Below are 14,081 nucleotides of genomic sequence, written 5' to 3' on the forward strand. Positions count from 1 at the left end.
TTTCGGTTTACAATAGAAAGTATGATAAAAATTGAAACCGTATTAGATATATTAAAGAAAGATGGTCTCTTCCGCGAGATTATCGACCAAGGACACTACCACTACAACTACAGCAAAGTTGTTTTTGATAGCATCAGCTACGACAGCCGAAAAGTAAAAGAAGACACTCTTTTTTTCGCAAAAGGCGCTGCCTTTAAAAAAGAATACCTTCTTTCTGCTATAACACAAGGCTTAGCTTGGTATGTTGCTGAAAAAGACTATGAGGTTGGTATTCCTGCCATCATCGTGAACGACATTAAGAAAGCCATGAGTCTGATTGCTATGGAATTTTATGGAAATCCACAGGAAAAACTCAAACTCCTCGCCTTTACTGGTACTAAGGGTAAGACAACAGCAGCCTATTTCGCCTATAACATTTTATCTCAAAGTCACCGACCTGCTATGCTCTCGACTATGAATACAACTCTTGATGGCAAGACTTTCTTTAAGTCTGCATTGACAACCCCTGAAAGTATTGACCTATTTGATATGATGCATCAAGCTGTGCAAAATGACCGTACCCACCTCATCATGGAAGTATCCAGTCAGGCCTATCTGGTCAAACGTGTCTATGGTCTAACCTTTGATGTGGGAGTTTTCCTCAATATCAGCCCCGACCATATCGGTCCTATTGAACACCCCAGCTTTGAAGACTACTTCTACCACAAGCGTCTCTTGATGGAAAATAGCCGAGCAGTCATCATTAACAGTGACATGGACCACTTCTCTGTACTAAAAGAACAAGTGGCAGATCAAGACCATGATTTCTATGGTAGCCAATCTGATAACCAAATCGTGAATTCCAAAGCCTTTAGTTTTTCAGCTACGGGGAAACTGGCTGGTGATTATGATATCCAACTGATTGGTCATTTCAACCAAGAAAATGCCCTTGCTGCTGGACTTGCTTGCCTCCGTCTCGGAGCTAGTCTTGAGGACATCAAAAAAGGAATCGCAGCAACCCGCGTTCCTGGTCGTATGGAAGTCCTCACCCAGAAAAATGGAGCCAAGGTCTTCATCGACTACGCCCACAATGGGGATAGTCTCAAAAAACTCATCAATGTGGTTGAAACTCATCAAACTGGAAAAATTGCTCTGGTTCTCGGTTCGACAGGAAATAAGGGAGAAAGTCGTCGTAAGGACTTTGGCCTCCTCCTCAATCAGCACCCTGAGATTCAAGTCTTTTTGACTGCTGATGACCCCAACTATGAAGACCCAATGACCATTGCAGATGAAATTAGTAGCTACATCAACCATCCTGTTGAAAAGATTGCAGATCGGCAAGAAGCCATCAAGGCAGCCATGGCTATCACTGAACAAGAACTCGATGCTGTCATTATTGCTGGTAAGGGAGCTGATTGCTACCAAATCGTCCAAGGAAAAAAAGAAGCCTATCCAGGAGATGCAGCCGTCGCAGAAAATTATTTATAAGAATAGAAAAAATCAAGGGAAAATGAAACCCTTGATTTTTTACTATTATTTAGTAAAAACGTTTTTCAAACCTTCCACGGCACCTTCTACAGCACCTTTAGCGTCTTCTACAACGTCTTTTGCCTTAGCAACTGTTTTTTCAACAGCTCCTTCAAGTTCTGTCTTGCTGTCTCCAGTAACTTTACCAAAACCTTCTTTGACAGCGCCTGTTGCTTGTTCTAATTTGTTTTCAAGTGACATATGATTGTCTCCTTTAGTCTTATTCCGATATGTGTTATCGGTTACATATAGTTTATACTGAATACTAAGGAAAGTCAAACAATGTGCTCAGAAAAAGCAATCACACTAAATAGAAAGTTAATCTTTCCTTATCAAAATCGATAGCCAACTCATACTTTCCATCTGCATTTTGGACAATATAACCTAGGACAACTAAACTGTCCACAAAGATGTCACGGCGTTTCTGCATAAGCTGGTCTTTTTTGAGAAATTTCAACAAAAAAGTCGTCATATATTTAAGAGCATACTCAGGATTAACATCTCCTAAAATGGCATAGAGTTCCTGCTGTTTTTCTGTCAAAGGATACTGATTTTTGACCTTGTAGAAATAATTAGACAGGGTCATTTTAGTGCGCGCAAAATCGGTCTTTTCAACTAAAATAGCTGTATTGGTTTGATTGCATAATTCCGTCTCAAAACTCTGCTCCAACAAGGCTTGATAGACCGGGCTATCTTCGCTGACAAAAATCTCTTGATCCAGTTCGAGACTATCGAGTGTTTTAAGCATAGGAAGATTAAGGTAATAACGCTTATTTTCCCGTAGAATCAAGCCAGCCTTTATATACTCTTCCATGAGTTTGTCAACTGCTAGATCTGGAAATTGAGCCTTAATTTCTCTCAAAATAACATCATCATGCTGGTCCAGATAGCGGATCAATTCTCCAAAAAATGGCTGTCTCGTCAAACGAGATGGATTAAAAATCTGAATCATGAAGATTCCTTTCTTTACATTCTAACAGAGGCGATGCTGCCAACTGACTAGGATTGGTCCCAGCTTGGTTCAGAGGAACAGGAAGACCTAATTCTCTGTAATACTCCCTCCAAAAATCACTAATCTCTTGCTTCCCATCCCCAAATTTCATGGGAATAGTTTCAAAAATCGGTAGGATTTCTGCTATATACTGGGAACAATAGAAACCAACTCCATCTGGATAGAAAGAAGCATTGTAGGGAGCCCCTAGATATTTGCAAGCTCTTTCCTTCACCGACTGGATATCCATTTCTGAGTAGACATAGAGGTCGTACAAATGATTGGACTCAAAGAAATCTGCTGGTTCCTGACAGATAACACCAGCCTGTCCACTAGCATGGTAAATCATCTCATCCAAATAAATGGCAACATGGTTATAGTTGCCTGTGGAAGTCTGGATGGCCTGTCCCATGTCTGACCCATCTCTCACAAAAATCATACTCTTCGAAAATCAAATTCAAACCACGTCAGCGTCGCCTTACCGTACTCAAGTACAGCTTGCGGCTAGCTTCCTAGTTTGCTCTTTGATTTTCATTGAGTATCAAATCACCATTTTCTAACATACTTCACTCCTAGAAAAAAAGGAGCCGAAACTCCTTTCGATATAAGGCAAACTAGCCTTTCCTAATTTGAATTAACACTCAAAATCTTAAGCATTAAAGCTTTCAGTCAATTGAGGTACCACTTGTTTCTTACGTGAAACGGCACCAGCAAGGAAGGCATGATTGTTTTCAAGTTTGAAGTTGAAAGCCGCTTCGACCTTGTCCATATTGGCACCAAGAGCCAAGATTTCTGAGTTTGAGTTGACGATATCTGTAATCATCAAGACAAAGTCAGAGTAACCGTTTGCTTCGTTGGCAGCTTGCATTGCAGCTTCAATTTCTGCTTGACGTTCTAAAACTTCAGCGATGTCAACTGTGTTTACTTGGGCAACACGGACATTATTTCCGTTCAATTCAAAAGTCTTAGCATCGATGTCAATCAATTCGTCAGCAGATTTGCTAGCCAAGTTTGTACCAGCTTTCAGCATAGCCAAGCCATACTCTTCCAAGTTTACACCAGCCAATTCAGCCAATTCAGGAGCAATAATCTTATCTGTTGGATGTGTTGTTGGTGATTTCAAAAGAAGGGTATCTGAAATCAAACCTGAAAGCATCAAACCAGCAATCTCTTTAGGCACAGCTACACCATGTTCTTTGAACATACGATAAACGATTGAAGACGCTGAACCAACTGGCTCCAAACGCATGTAGAGTGGGCTTGCAGTTTCAAAGTTAGCCACACGGTGGTGGTCTACAACACCATAAACTTCTACTTCAGCGATATCTGATACAGATTGTTGGAATTCATTGTGGTCAGTCAAGATAACTTGCTCTGCTCCTTCTGCTTTGGCAGAAGTAATAACACGCGGTGCTTCTACACCAAAATAGTTCAAGACAAAGGCTGTTTCTTCATTTGGAGTTCCAAGAGCAACAGCTTCCGTATCCAAACCGTAAGCTTCTTTTGCAAGGTAGGCAAAGGCTACAGATGACCCGATGGCATCTGAGTCTGGATTTTGGTGACCAAATACTAGAATCTTAGACATGATAATACCTCATTTTGTTTATTCTCTTTATTGTAGCATTTTTTTCGCTTTTTGACAAAAGTAAGAGGAGTCAAAGGACTCCCCGCTACTCTTCAAAATAACTGAGTAAATTTCTATCTTGATTTTCAGATAAAAATCTTTCCTTCTGTGGTCGTTTCTTACGCTTGAGAAGGGCTTCTGCCGACATGGCTTCTTCCTTACTGGCAAAACCTTGAGCATAGATGAGTTTGACTGGCAAGCGTACTCGTGTGTATTTGGCTCCCTTCCCACTATTATGGACAGCGAGGCGTCTCTTCACATCAGTCGTATAGCCTGTATAGTAGGATCCGTCACGGCACTCCAGCACATACATATAAGCCTTATAATCCATAATAAATCTCTTCGAGTTCCGGCGTATAAGAGCCATCATCATTGTGAACAATGAGAGGTGGTAAGACCTTAAAGCCACTTGTTGAACCATCCTTGATAGCTTCAATCAAGAGCATATTGGCTTCCTTTTCCTTTTTTGGATAGACAAATTGCAGACGCTTAGGGGCTAGATTATGCCGTTGTAACGTATCCAAAATATCCAGAAGTCGATCAGGACGATGAACCATGGCCAAACGCCCATTAGATTTGAGAATACTCTGGGCACTACGACAGATTTCCTGCAAATTGGTCGTGATTTCATGTCGCGCCAAGAGATAATGTTCACTCTCGTTCAGGTTTGAATGAGGATCCACCTTGAAATAGGGCGGATTACACAAAATCATATCCACCTTACTTCCCTGGATATAAGCAGGCATATTTTTCAAATCATCACAGATGACCTCCATCTGCTCTTCCAAACCATTCAAACGGACAGAGCGTTCAGCCATATCCGCCAAACGCTCCTGAATCTCAACAGCCAAAATCTGTGCCTGAGTACGAGTGCTAGCAAATAGCCCCACCGCTCCATTCCCAGCGCAGAAATCCACTATCAAGCCCTTTTTAGGAAAACGTGGAAAACGTGACAAGAGAACACTATCCACCGAATAGCTAAAAACCTCTCTATTTTGAATGATTTTAATATCTGTTGAGAAGAGCTGGTTAATTCGCTCCCCTGATTTTAATAATTGTTCTTCTTCCATGGTTCTATTATAGCAGATTTATATTAACATTACAAAAAATATAAAATTCTAAACTACTTCTTCTTTTTTAAATAGTGCAAGGCTTCTCTAGTCCAAATTGGCATCATTCGTTTAAGAGGCGCAAAGCCGTAGTTAAAACGGTCGCTTGAAAAGCGTCTCCGTCTCGGAAACTGGTGCTTTTCTTCCTCCAAAGTGCGGATAGAAAGACTTGCTTTCCCTGTAAATTCATCTAAATCCACTACCTGAACTTGAACCTCTTCATCGACTTTCAAGGCGTCATGAATATTTTCAATAAAGCCTGTCCGAATCTCTGAAATGTGAATCAGCCCCGTATCACCTGTCTCTAGCTCAACAAAGGCACCGTAGGGCTGAATCCCTGTAATACGGCCCTTTAGCTTATCACCGATTTTCATCTTAGTCCTCGATTTCAATTGTTTCAATCACAACATCTTCAACTGGCTTGTCCATAGCCCCTGTTTCAACAGCAGCGATTGCATCCAAAACAGCGTAAGAAGCTTCATCAGCTAGCTGACCAAAAACAGTATGACGGCGGTCTAGGTGAGGAGTTCCTCCTTGGTTGGCATAGATTTCCGCAATCGGTTCTGGCCAACCACCACGAGCAATTTCTTTCTTAGAATAAGGTAGGTGTTGGTTTTGCACGATAAAGAACTGGCTGCCGTTAGTATTTGGACCAGCATTGGCCATAGAAAGGGCACCCCGGACATTGTAAAGTTCTTCTGAGAATTCATCCTCAAAAGATTCGCCGTAGATGGACTCGCCACCCATACCAGTTCCAGTTGGGTCTCCACCTTGAATCATAAAGTCCTTGATAATACGGTGGAAAATGACACCATCATAGTAACCATCTTTTGCAAGAGCTACAAAGTTAGCTACTGTTTTAGGAGCATGTTCAGGGAAAAGTTTAATACGCAAGTCTCCGTGATTGGTCTTAATAGTCGCGATAGGACCTTCTACTGTTTCAATGTCTACTTGTGGGAAATGCAATTCTTTTTCTACCATACCAAATCCTTCTAAGGCATCAAAAATGCCATCTTCTTCTAGTGCTTTTGTAATATAATCTGCTTTTTCTTTGATCTTATCATGAGAAATTCCCATTGCAACGCTGATTCCAGCATAATCAAAGAGTTCCAAGTCGTTGAGGCCATCTCCAAAAACCATGACGTTCTCTGGTTTCAAGCCAAGATGTTCCACAACCTTTTCCACCCCCGTCGCTTTGGAGCCTGAAATCGGCACAATATCAGACGAATGCTCATGCCAACGAACCATGCGAAGTTTGTCTGAGAGACTGTCAGGCAAGTGCAAGTCATCTCCTTTATCTTCAAAAGTCCACATCTGATAGATATTTTCTTTTTCATGGAAATCAGGATCTACATCTAAATCGGGATAAATTGGATTGATAGCTTCACTAATCATATCGGTACGAGTCGACAATTTGGCATCATGACTCCCAACCAAGCCATACTCTATTTCCTCTTGCTTGGCCCAAGAAATATACTCCTCAACATCTGACTTCTCAATCTGATGTTGATAAATAACCTGACCTTTTTTATCTTCGATATAAGCCCCATTTAAGGTCACAAAAAAGTCAGGATTCAGTTCACGAATCTCTGGTACAACACCAAAAATCCCCCGTCCAGAAGCAATACCTGTCAAGATTCCTTTCTCACGTAATTGCTTAAAAACAGTTGGGATTGAAGACGGAATAAAACCTGTCTTGGAATTTCGCAATGTATCATCAATATCAAAAAAGACAATCTTAATCTTTTTTGCCTTGTATCTTAATTTGGCATCCATCTCACTACCTCTTTCAATCTAACTCTTTCCATTATACCATAAAGTAGCTAAATCCCCTATTTTCAAAGAAATTCGCCATCTCTTATTCGAACTTCTTTGATAAGTACAGAACTAAATCATCATTATTTTGAATAGTAGCATTCATTTCCAAGGGTTGATTTCGATACCAGACACCTGTCCCATCTGGAATGTAGCCCCGTCTGATATACAATCTCTGGGCAGGTCCATAGCCTGAGTGCAAACCTACACCCAACGTCACTTTGTCTGAAAAAAACTTAACTCGATTTTCTGCCTCTTCTAGCAGTTGACTCCCAATCCCTTGATTTCGAAAAGGCTCAAACACATTAAAATCTGATAATTCTGGATAGACTTCTGCAAAAGGACTATGTTTAGCAGAGGGCAAAATGGTAACGTAGCCCGCTACAGCACCATCAATCTCTGCAACTAAGACTTCTCTCTCCCCACTTTCCTGTTCCAGAAAATATCTAGCCAAAATTTCCTCTCTACCAGGCCAACCTTGATTCATAAATCCATGAGATAAGGATTCAATATCAGACTTAATCATATTTCTAATCGTACAATTCATCTTTGACTTACCCACCTTTACTCTTTCTATTACTATTATAGCACGCCAAGGTCAGAAAAAAACTATCTCGTGAAAAAAGACCCGTCGGGGTCTTAATTCACTTTCTTGTTTTCAAGCTCATGAAAAAGAGGTCCACTGGACCTGAAAAAAAGACCCAACCGGGTCTTTTCTTTAATCTTCGTTTACGAAAGGCATCAAAGCCATTACGCGAGCGCGTTTGATAGCTGTTGTTACTTTACGTTGGTTTTTAGCTGAAGTTCCTGTTACACGACGAGGAAGGATTTTCCCACGTTCTGAAACGAAACGGCTAAGAAGCTCAGTATCTTTGTAATCAACATATTCAATTTTGTTTGCTGCGATGTAATCAACTTTTTTACGGCGTTTGAATCCGCCACGACGTTGTTGAGCCATGTTTTTTCTCCTTTATAATTTTAGTTGTCCATTAGAATGGTAAATCATCATCTGAAATATCCAATGGATTTGTTGCTCCAAATGGATTTTCATCACGTGAAAAGTCTGGCACTGAATTTGTAGGTGCTGAATAGTTTGCAGTTGGGGCAGAGTAAGCTCCACCTGTATGACCTTCACGCACACTACGGCTTTCCAACATTTGGAAATTCTCAGCCACGACTTCTGTCACGTAGACACGTTGTCCTTGCTGGTTATCGTAACTACGAGTCTGGATACGGCCTGTCACCCCGATAAGTGAGCCTTTTTTAGCCCAGTTAGCAAGGTTTTCAGCCTGTTGGCGCCACATAACGACATTGATAAAATCAGCCTCACGTTCGCCATTTTGACTCTTAAATGTACGGTTTACTGCAAGAGTAAAAGTCGCAACTGCTACATTTGATGGGGTATAACGCAACTCAGCGTCACGTGTCATACGCCCTACAAGTACAACATTGTTAATCATAGTTTACCTTCTTACGCGTCAGTTTTGACGATCATGTGACGAAGAATGTCAGCGTTGATTTTTGAAAGACGGTCAAACTCTTTAAGAGCTGCATCGTCGTTTGCTTCAACGTTAACGATGTGGTAAAGTCCTTCACGGAAATCTTTGATTTCGTATGCAAGACGACGTTTTTCCCAAGTTTTTGATTCAACAACAGTTGCACCGTTGTCAGTCAAAATAGAGTCAAAACGTGCTACCAAAGCGTTTTTAGCTTCTTCTTCAATGTTTGGACGAATGATATAAAGAATTTCGTATTTAGCCATTGATATGTTCCTCCTTTTGGTCTAATGACCCCAAGACTTTGCAAGGGGTAAGTGAGGTTCGCTCACAATAAACTATTATACTAGAAAAAAATTTTTTACGCAAGTAAAAACTCTGGAATTCGAAAAAACGCCACATGGGCGTTTTCCTGTTCTTATGGTTTAATACGGTGTAACATACGTGGGAATGGAATGGCTTCACGGATATGTTTTGTTCCTGCTGCGAAGGTTACCATACGCTCGATACCGATACCAAATCCACCGTGTGGAACTGTACCGTATTTACGAAGGTCAAGGTAGAATTCATACTCTGTACGGTCCATGCCAAGTTCATCCATCTTAGCGACAAGGGAATCATAGTCTTCCTCACGCATAGAACCACCGATGATTTCTCCGTAACCTTCTGGAGCAAGCAAGTCTGCACAAAGCACGCGCTCTGGATTTCCAGGAACTGGTTTCATATAGAAGGCCTTGATGGCTGCTGGGTAGTTCGTGACAAAAGTTGGCACACCAAAGTGGTTTGAAATCCAAGTTTCATGTGGTGAACCAAAGTCATCACCATGCTCAAGATGTTCGTAGTCAGCGTCTTCATCATTCTCATGTTCTTGCAAGAGGTCAATGGCTTGATCGTAAGTGATACGTTTGAATGGCTCTGCAATGTAGCGTTTCAAGAGCTCTGTATCACGTTCCAAGGTTTCCAAGGCTTGAGGCGCACGGTCAAGAACACCTTGTAGAAGAGCTTTCACATAAGCTTCTTGCAAGTCAAGCGACTCATCATGTGTCAAGTATGAGTACTCTGCATCCATCATCCAGAACTCGGTCAAGTGACGGCGCGTTTTTGATTTTTCAGCACGGAAAACTGGACCAAAGTCAAAGACACGACCAAGAGCCATAGCACCTGCTTCTAGGTAAAGCTGACCTGATTGGCTCAAGTAGGCTGGCGTTCCGAAGTAGTCCGTTTCAAAGAGTTCTGTTGAATCTTCTGCCGCATTTCCTGAAAGAATTGGGCTGTCAAATTTCATGAAACCGTTCTTGTCAAAGAACTCATAAGTTGCATGGATAATAGCGTTACGGATTTGCATCACGGCCACTTGCTTACGAGAACGGAGCCACAAGTGACGGTTGTCCATCAAAAAGTCTGTACCGTGTTCTTTTGGTGTGATTGGGTAGTCTTGAGATTCACCGATCACTTCGATGTCTGTGATGTCCAACTCATAGCCAAATTTAGAACGTTCGTCCTCTTTGACAATACCTGTCACATAAACAGACGTTTCTTGGCTCAAGCGTTTGATGACATCAAACTTCTCAAGTCCTACTTCTTCACCAAATTTTTCGACAAAGTTTGGTTTAAAAGCCACACCTTGGAAGAAGGCTGTTCCATCACGCAATTGCAAGAAGGCAATTTTCCCTTTTCCTGATTTGTTGGCAACCCAAGCGCCAATCGTCACTTCCTGACCAACATAGTCTTTTACATCAATAATCGTTACACGTTTTGTCATTATTTTTCCTTTTTCTTTTTTATTCTTTATGGCAAACCACTTCTATATTGTTCCCATCTGGGTCAATCACAAAAGCAGCGTAGTAAATCGGATGCTCACTGCGATAATCAGGAGCCCCATTGTCTCGCCCACCTGCCTCTAAACCAGCCTCATAACAAGCCTGAACTTCTTCCTTATTTTCTGCTAAAAAAGCAAAGTGAATAGGATCTTGTGTCCCCTGAGCCAGCCAAAAATCACCACCAGGATGAGGGCTGTTCGGGGCAAGAAAACTGATTAGAGAACTAGTCTTAAAAGCCAATTTATAGCCCAAAGGAGCGAGAAAACTCTTATAAAATCCTTCTGAAATTTGTAAATCCTTTACCTTAATCTCAAAATGATCAATCATTCTCACTACCCATAAATGCTTTCAAGCGTTTAACTGCTTCTTTAAGCGTGTCTAGGTCTGTCGCATAGCTGAGGCGGACATTTTCTGGTGCTCCGAATCCTGCTCCTGTAATCAAGGCTAGACCAACTTCTTCAAGAATAGCCGTCGTAAATGCTGTTACATCGCTATAACCTTTCATCTCCATAGCTTTTTTGACATTTGGAAAGAGATAGAAAGCTCCTTGTGGTTTGACAACTTCAAAACCAGGGACTTCACACAAGAGTGGATAGATGGTATTGAGACGTTCTTCAAATGCTTGACGCATAACTTCCACAGAATCTTGCGGCCCAGTTAGGGCTTCGATAGTTGCATATTGTGAAACAGCAGTTAGGTTAGAAGTTGTTTGACCTGTCAATTTGCTCATAGCAGCAATGATTTCTGGATCACCCACTGCATAACCTACCCGCCAACCTGTCATGGCATAAGCTTTTGATACACCGTTAATGACAATGGTTTGCTTGCGAATGGCTTCTGATAGACTAGATATTGGTACGAACTCATTCCCGTTATAGACCAAACGACCATAAATATCATCTGCTAGGATGAGAATGTCATGTTCAACTGCCCAATTTCCGATAGCCAAGAGTTCCTCGCGAGTGTAAATCATACCAGTCGGATTAGATGGCGAATTTAGCACCAAAACCTTGGTTTTGTCTGTGCGAGCTGCTTCCAACTGCTCTACGGTCACCTTAAAGTGATTGTCTTCCTTAGCAGGAACAAAGACTGGCACACCTTCTGCCATCTTGACCTGATCTCCATAGCTGACCCAATATGGGGTTGGGATGATAACTTCATCACCTGGATTGACCACAGCCATAAAGAAAGTATAGAGTGAGAACTTAGCACCGGTAGCAAATGTGACTTCGTTGGCCGCTACGGAATAACCATAATAACGCTCAAAATAGGTATTGACTGCTGCTTTTAACTCAGGCAAACCTGAAGCTACCGTATAGAAAGAAGCACGTCCATCTCGAATGGCTACAACAGCTGCATCTTGAATATTTTCAGGAGTGTGAAAATCTGGTTGTCCCAAGGTCAAGAAAAGGACATCCTTACCTTGAGCTTTTAATTTTTTTGCTCTCGCATCACTAGCTAGAGTGACACTTTCTTCCATTTCTAAAACACGGTTGGATAGTTTCATAGGCCCTCCTTATTGACCAATGCTCCTGTTTCAAAATCTACTAGATAAAAATCAGATCCTGACTTGACTTCCCAGATTGGCTTGTCTTGATAACGACCAAAGGTAATTTTGTCAATCTCGCCAGCTCCTTTTTCCTTAGAAATCGCTTCTGCTTTTTCTTGTGAAACACCCTGATTTAGCTGATAAACGTAAATCTTATGGTCATCTTTTCCAATCAGGACAGCAAGTGCTTCTTGCTGTTTATTACGACCAAGAACGCTGTAATAAGATTCCAAGCCATTGTATAAGTCAACCTGATCAGCCTGCTCTAATCCTGCATACTGCTGAGCTAATTTTTCTCCTTCACTTTTAGCTGTTTGATAAGGTTTCATACTCAGAAACACTAGATACAGAAAGGAAGCACTGATAACCACAAACAAAATCGTCATCCCTAGACCATACTGCCACAGTAGATTATTTTTTGCTTTGTTTTGTCTTTTTTTCACTCGTCTATTTTACCATCTATTGGGCTTTATTACAAGCGAATATAAGAATACTCTGCGAAAATCCAATTCAAACTTTGTCAGCGTCGCCTTGCCGTACCCAAGTACTGTCTGCGGCTTGCTTCCTAGTTTGCTCTTTGATTTTCATTGAGTATAAGAAACCAATTCTATTTCTTCCTTTAAACAAAACAGATTTTTCTTAGTTAAAACCGAGCAAGAAAAGTAAAGACAGCTCCAAAATCAACCGATTAAAAAACCTGAGCTTGGCACTCAAGTTTTCAGAAATTCTTTTAATCTATGGAATCATTTTATCATCCATTCTTTTAGCCAATTTTCCTAAAAAGATAGCCAGTAGAAGGCTAATCATGACTAAAAAGAATCCTAGATAAAGAAATGTTACTATAAAGCCTAAATGGTCAATCAACCAGCCTGTCAGTGGGAAGAAGACAATCATACTCAGGCTAAACATCATAGAGTAGACACTCAGCATGGTTGCCCTTACTTCACTTGGAAGGCGCTCTTGCAAATCATTGTCAAAAATCGGCTGAAAAAGAGCATATAGAGCATTACTAATCAAATAGACCAAAATATAGATGAGAGGTGTTCCAAAGTAGGACAACATATAGGTGACGCCAGTCAGCAGCACGAGGATAGGGAAAAGCTTCAAGGCAGCATATTTCTTTCCAATCTTACTCGCTAGATAGACTGCGACGATATTCAAGAGACTACCAAGTAGCATAACTGCTGAAATTTGCCAACTACTTAAATCTGGTAACTGATTTTGATAGTAAAAATAAAACATGCACATGAGTACTCCGACAATCTGAGATAAAATCATCCAGTTGAACAGTATGGGATTTCGCTTCAACTCATCCTTAACAGTCCAAATAATCTGTTTCATGGTCACACTATCAGCTTTTTCTAGCTTGACACTCGGTTCTTTCAGCATCCAAATCAGGAAAAGAACTATGATAGAAGTGGCAATCATGATATAGTAGGTCAGGTGCAATTGACCATGGACAAAAAATCCCGCCAACACTGTCCCCAAAGACCGAGTTCCTTCCGACACCCCTGATAGGAAGCTTGAAATGGATAGATAACGCTCCTTTAGTCCAGCCTCTACAGCCGAGTCATAGACCATTGCTGCGCTTGTGCCTGAATCAAAATTATAAGACAAGGCACTTACCGCCATAGCTAGTGCATAAATCCAAAAATTTCCCTGCCCAGCCAACATAAGAATAGAAGACACAATCCCTGCTATTCGACTTAAATAAAGGTTGGTCTTATAGGAATAGCGGTCAGCTAACATTCCAGATGGAATTTCACAGAGAAGACTGGTCGCATGAAAGATACTCTCCAGAAGTCCAATCTGCCAAAGAGACATGCCGTTTTGACTGAGAAAGAGAATCCAAAAACTGGTAATCCCTAAAAATGCAAAAAACTCAACTCCGGCCATCAGGCCAATATTTTTCCGATAATTTCTTATTAACATCTTTTCTCCTTTAACAAGTGTATTATTATTTCTTTTGTCCGTCACTTGTTAATCTGTGTCTTACATGATCTCCACCCCTTTTTAGAAGCATTCTTCAATGCCATTATTGTTCCTGAAATGATACCGGAAAATAGCTGTTATGCGGTTTCTATTACGAGTTTTCTTGTTTATTTTAGCACTTATGTCATCATATTACAAGAGAATGTTAGAATACTCTTCGAAAATCAAATGCATTCCAG

General features: G+C 41.0%; 18 protein-coding genes. 1 reads left to right on the forward strand and 17 read right to left on the reverse strand.

Annotated elements, in window-relative coordinates:
- Nucleotides 1-21 precede the first annotated feature (21 nt).
- A complete protein-coding gene (locus HT720_RS02565) occupies nucleotides 22-1,467 on the forward strand; it encodes a UDP-N-acetylmuramoyl-L-alanyl-D-glutamate--L-lysine ligase (protein ID WP_173274621.1) in 1,446 nt (481 codons plus the stop codon).
- A 45-nt stretch (nucleotides 1,468-1,512) separates the two neighbouring features.
- Here the strand turns inward: HT720_RS02565 and HT720_RS02570 are convergent, their stop codons facing one another.
- The 17 genes from HT720_RS02570 to HT720_RS02650 form a co-directional block, all read right to left on the reverse strand.
- The gene (locus tag HT720_RS02570) at nucleotides 1,513-1,707 is read right to left on the reverse strand and encodes a CsbD family protein (RefSeq protein WP_000051195.1); all 195 of its coding nucleotides are present in this window, start codon (nucleotides 1,705-1,707) and stop codon (nucleotides 1,513-1,515) included.
- 100 nt (nucleotides 1,708-1,807) lie between these two features.
- A complete protein-coding gene (locus HT720_RS02575) occupies nucleotides 1,808-2,458 on the reverse strand; it encodes a DUF1803 domain-containing protein (protein WP_173274622.1) in 651 nt (216 codons plus the stop codon).
- Nucleotides 2,442-2,936, reverse strand: coding sequence for a YiiX/YebB-like N1pC/P60 family cysteine hydrolase (locus HT720_RS02580; RefSeq protein ID WP_173274623.1), 495 nt, complete (start codon nucleotides 2,934-2,936; stop codon nucleotides 2,442-2,444). The genes HT720_RS02575 and HT720_RS02580 overlap by 17 nt, the downstream gene beginning before the upstream one ends.
- 210 nt (nucleotides 2,937-3,146) lie before the next feature.
- On the reverse strand, nucleotides 3,147-4,082 hold the full coding sequence (locus HT720_RS02585; RefSeq protein ID WP_172934623.1) for a manganese-dependent inorganic pyrophosphatase: 936 nt from the start codon (nucleotides 4,080-4,082) through the stop codon (nucleotides 3,147-3,149).
- An 85-nt stretch (nucleotides 4,083-4,167) separates the two neighbouring features.
- The gene (locus tag HT720_RS02590; protein ID WP_023940249.1) at nucleotides 4,168-4,452 is read right to left on the reverse strand and encodes a GIY-YIG nuclease family protein; all 285 of its coding nucleotides are present in this window, start codon (nucleotides 4,450-4,452) and stop codon (nucleotides 4,168-4,170) included.
- Nucleotides 4,442-5,191 (reverse strand): tRNA1(Val) (adenine(37)-N6)-methyltransferase, encoded by a 750-nt coding sequence (locus HT720_RS02595; protein ID WP_000390770.1) that lies wholly within the window; start codon nucleotides 5,189-5,191, stop codon nucleotides 4,442-4,444. Before HT720_RS02595 ends, HT720_RS02590 begins: the two co-directional genes overlap by 11 nt.
- Before the next feature lie 53 nt (nucleotides 5,192-5,244).
- Nucleotides 5,245-5,604, reverse strand: coding sequence for a S1 RNA-binding domain-containing protein (locus HT720_RS02600; protein WP_016398574.1), 360 nt, complete (start codon nucleotides 5,602-5,604; stop codon nucleotides 5,245-5,247).
- Nucleotide 5,605: 1 nt separating this feature from the next.
- Nucleotides 5,606-7,006, reverse strand: a complete 1,401-nt coding sequence (locus HT720_RS02605) for a bifunctional Cof-type HAD-IIB family hydrolase/peptidylprolyl isomerase (RefSeq protein WP_023940251.1) — start codon at nucleotides 7,004-7,006, stop codon at nucleotides 5,606-5,608.
- 82 nt (nucleotides 7,007-7,088) lie between these two features.
- The gene (locus tag HT720_RS02610) at nucleotides 7,089-7,592 is read right to left on the reverse strand and encodes a GNAT family N-acetyltransferase (RefSeq protein WP_173274624.1); all 504 of its coding nucleotides are present in this window, start codon (nucleotides 7,590-7,592) and stop codon (nucleotides 7,089-7,091) included.
- Nucleotides 7,593-7,763: 171 nt separating this feature from the next.
- Nucleotides 7,764-8,003 carry a 30S ribosomal protein S18 gene (gene rpsR / locus HT720_RS02615; protein WP_000068664.1) on the reverse strand — a complete coding sequence of 80 codons (240 nt, stop codon included), beginning with the start codon at nucleotides 8,001-8,003 and terminating at the stop codon, nucleotides 7,764-7,766.
- Nucleotides 8,004-8,034: 31 nt separating this feature from the next.
- Nucleotides 8,035-8,505, reverse strand: a complete 471-nt coding sequence (gene ssbA / locus HT720_RS02620; RefSeq protein WP_000609606.1) for a single-stranded DNA-binding protein SsbA — start codon at nucleotides 8,503-8,505, stop codon at nucleotides 8,035-8,037.
- Between the two features lie 11 nt (nucleotides 8,506-8,516).
- The gene (gene rpsF, locus HT720_RS02625) at nucleotides 8,517-8,807 is read right to left on the reverse strand and encodes a 30S ribosomal protein S6 (RefSeq protein WP_001151784.1); all 291 of its coding nucleotides are present in this window, start codon (nucleotides 8,805-8,807) and stop codon (nucleotides 8,517-8,519) included.
- A gap of 152 nt (nucleotides 8,808-8,959) precedes the next feature.
- Nucleotides 8,960-10,306: an asparagine--tRNA ligase gene (gene asnS, locus HT720_RS02630; RefSeq protein WP_161802379.1), complete on the reverse strand. Its 1,347-nt coding sequence runs from the start codon at nucleotides 10,304-10,306 to the stop codon at nucleotides 8,960-8,962.
- Nucleotides 10,307-10,322: 16 nt separating this feature from the next.
- Nucleotides 10,323-10,688: a VOC family protein gene (locus HT720_RS02635; protein ID WP_000565214.1), complete on the reverse strand. Its 366-nt coding sequence runs from the start codon at nucleotides 10,686-10,688 to the stop codon at nucleotides 10,323-10,325.
- Nucleotides 10,681-11,868, reverse strand: a complete 1,188-nt coding sequence (locus tag HT720_RS02640) for a pyridoxal phosphate-dependent aminotransferase (RefSeq protein WP_173274625.1) — start codon at nucleotides 11,866-11,868, stop codon at nucleotides 10,681-10,683. The genes HT720_RS02635 and HT720_RS02640 overlap by 8 nt, the downstream gene beginning before the upstream one ends.
- On the reverse strand, nucleotides 11,865-12,353 hold the full coding sequence (locus HT720_RS02645) for a DUF5590 domain-containing protein (protein WP_173274626.1): 489 nt from the start codon (nucleotides 12,351-12,353) through the stop codon (nucleotides 11,865-11,867). The genes HT720_RS02640 and HT720_RS02645 overlap by 4 nt, the downstream gene beginning before the upstream one ends.
- 292 nt (nucleotides 12,354-12,645) lie before the next feature.
- Nucleotides 12,646-13,842: an MFS transporter gene (locus HT720_RS02650; protein WP_173274627.1), complete on the reverse strand. Its 1,197-nt coding sequence runs from the start codon at nucleotides 13,840-13,842 to the stop codon at nucleotides 12,646-12,648.
- Nucleotides 13,843-14,081: the final 239 nt, after the last annotated feature.

It is taken from the genome of Streptococcus sp. 68, from assembly GCF_013277415.1.
Lineage (GTDB): Bacteria > Bacillota > Bacilli > Lactobacillales > Streptococcaceae > Streptococcus.

Bases quoted from the DNA above. Each gene is read 5' to 3' on its own strand.
- HT720_RS02565 (WP_173274621.1), top strand. From the start codon at position 22: ATGATAAAAATTGAAACCGTATTAGATATATTAAAGAAAGATGGTCTC.
- HT720_RS02570 (WP_000051195.1), bottom strand. From the start codon at position 1,707: ATGTCACTTGAAAACAAATTAGAACAAGCAACAGGCGCTGTCAAAGAA.
- HT720_RS02575 (WP_173274622.1), bottom strand. From the start codon at position 2,458: ATGATTCAGATTTTTAATCCATCTCGTTTGACGAGACAGCCATTTTTT.
- HT720_RS02580 (WP_173274623.1), bottom strand. From the start codon at position 2,936: ATGATTTTTGTGAGAGATGGGTCAGACATGGGACAGGCCATCCAGACT.
- HT720_RS02585 (WP_172934623.1), bottom strand. From the start codon at position 4,082: ATGTCTAAGATTCTAGTATTTGGTCACCAAAATCCAGACTCAGATGCC.
- HT720_RS02590 (WP_023940249.1), bottom strand. From the start codon at position 4,452: ATGGATTATAAGGCTTATATGTATGTGCTGGAGTGCCGTGACGGATCC.
- HT720_RS02595 (WP_000390770.1), bottom strand. From the start codon at position 5,191: ATGGAAGAAGAACAATTATTAAAATCAGGGGAGCGAATTAACCAGCTC.
- HT720_RS02600 (WP_016398574.1), bottom strand. From the start codon at position 5,604: ATGAAAATCGGTGATAAGCTAAAGGGCCGTATTACAGGGATTCAGCCC.
- HT720_RS02605 (WP_023940251.1), bottom strand. From the start codon at position 7,006: ATGGATGCCAAATTAAGATACAAGGCAAAAAAGATTAAGATTGTCTTT.
- HT720_RS02610 (WP_173274624.1), bottom strand. From the start codon at position 7,592: ATGAATTGTACGATTAGAAATATGATTAAGTCTGATATTGAATCCTTA.
- rpsR (WP_000068664.1), bottom strand. From the start codon at position 8,003: ATGGCTCAACAACGTCGTGGCGGATTCAAACGCCGTAAAAAAGTTGAT.
- ssbA (WP_000609606.1), bottom strand. From the start codon at position 8,505: ATGATTAACAATGTTGTACTTGTAGGGCGTATGACACGTGACGCTGAG.
- rpsF (WP_001151784.1), bottom strand. From the start codon at position 8,807: ATGGCTAAATACGAAATTCTTTATATCATTCGTCCAAACATTGAAGAA.
- HT720_RS02635 (WP_000565214.1), bottom strand. From the start codon at position 10,688: ATGATTGATCATTTTGAGATTAAGGTAAAGGATTTACAAATTTCAGAA.
- HT720_RS02640 (WP_173274625.1), bottom strand. From the start codon at position 11,868: ATGAAACTATCCAACCGTGTTTTAGAAATGGAAGAAAGTGTCACTCTA.
- HT720_RS02650 (WP_173274627.1), bottom strand. From the start codon at position 13,842: ATGTTAATAAGAAATTATCGGAAAAATATTGGCCTGATGGCCGGAGTT.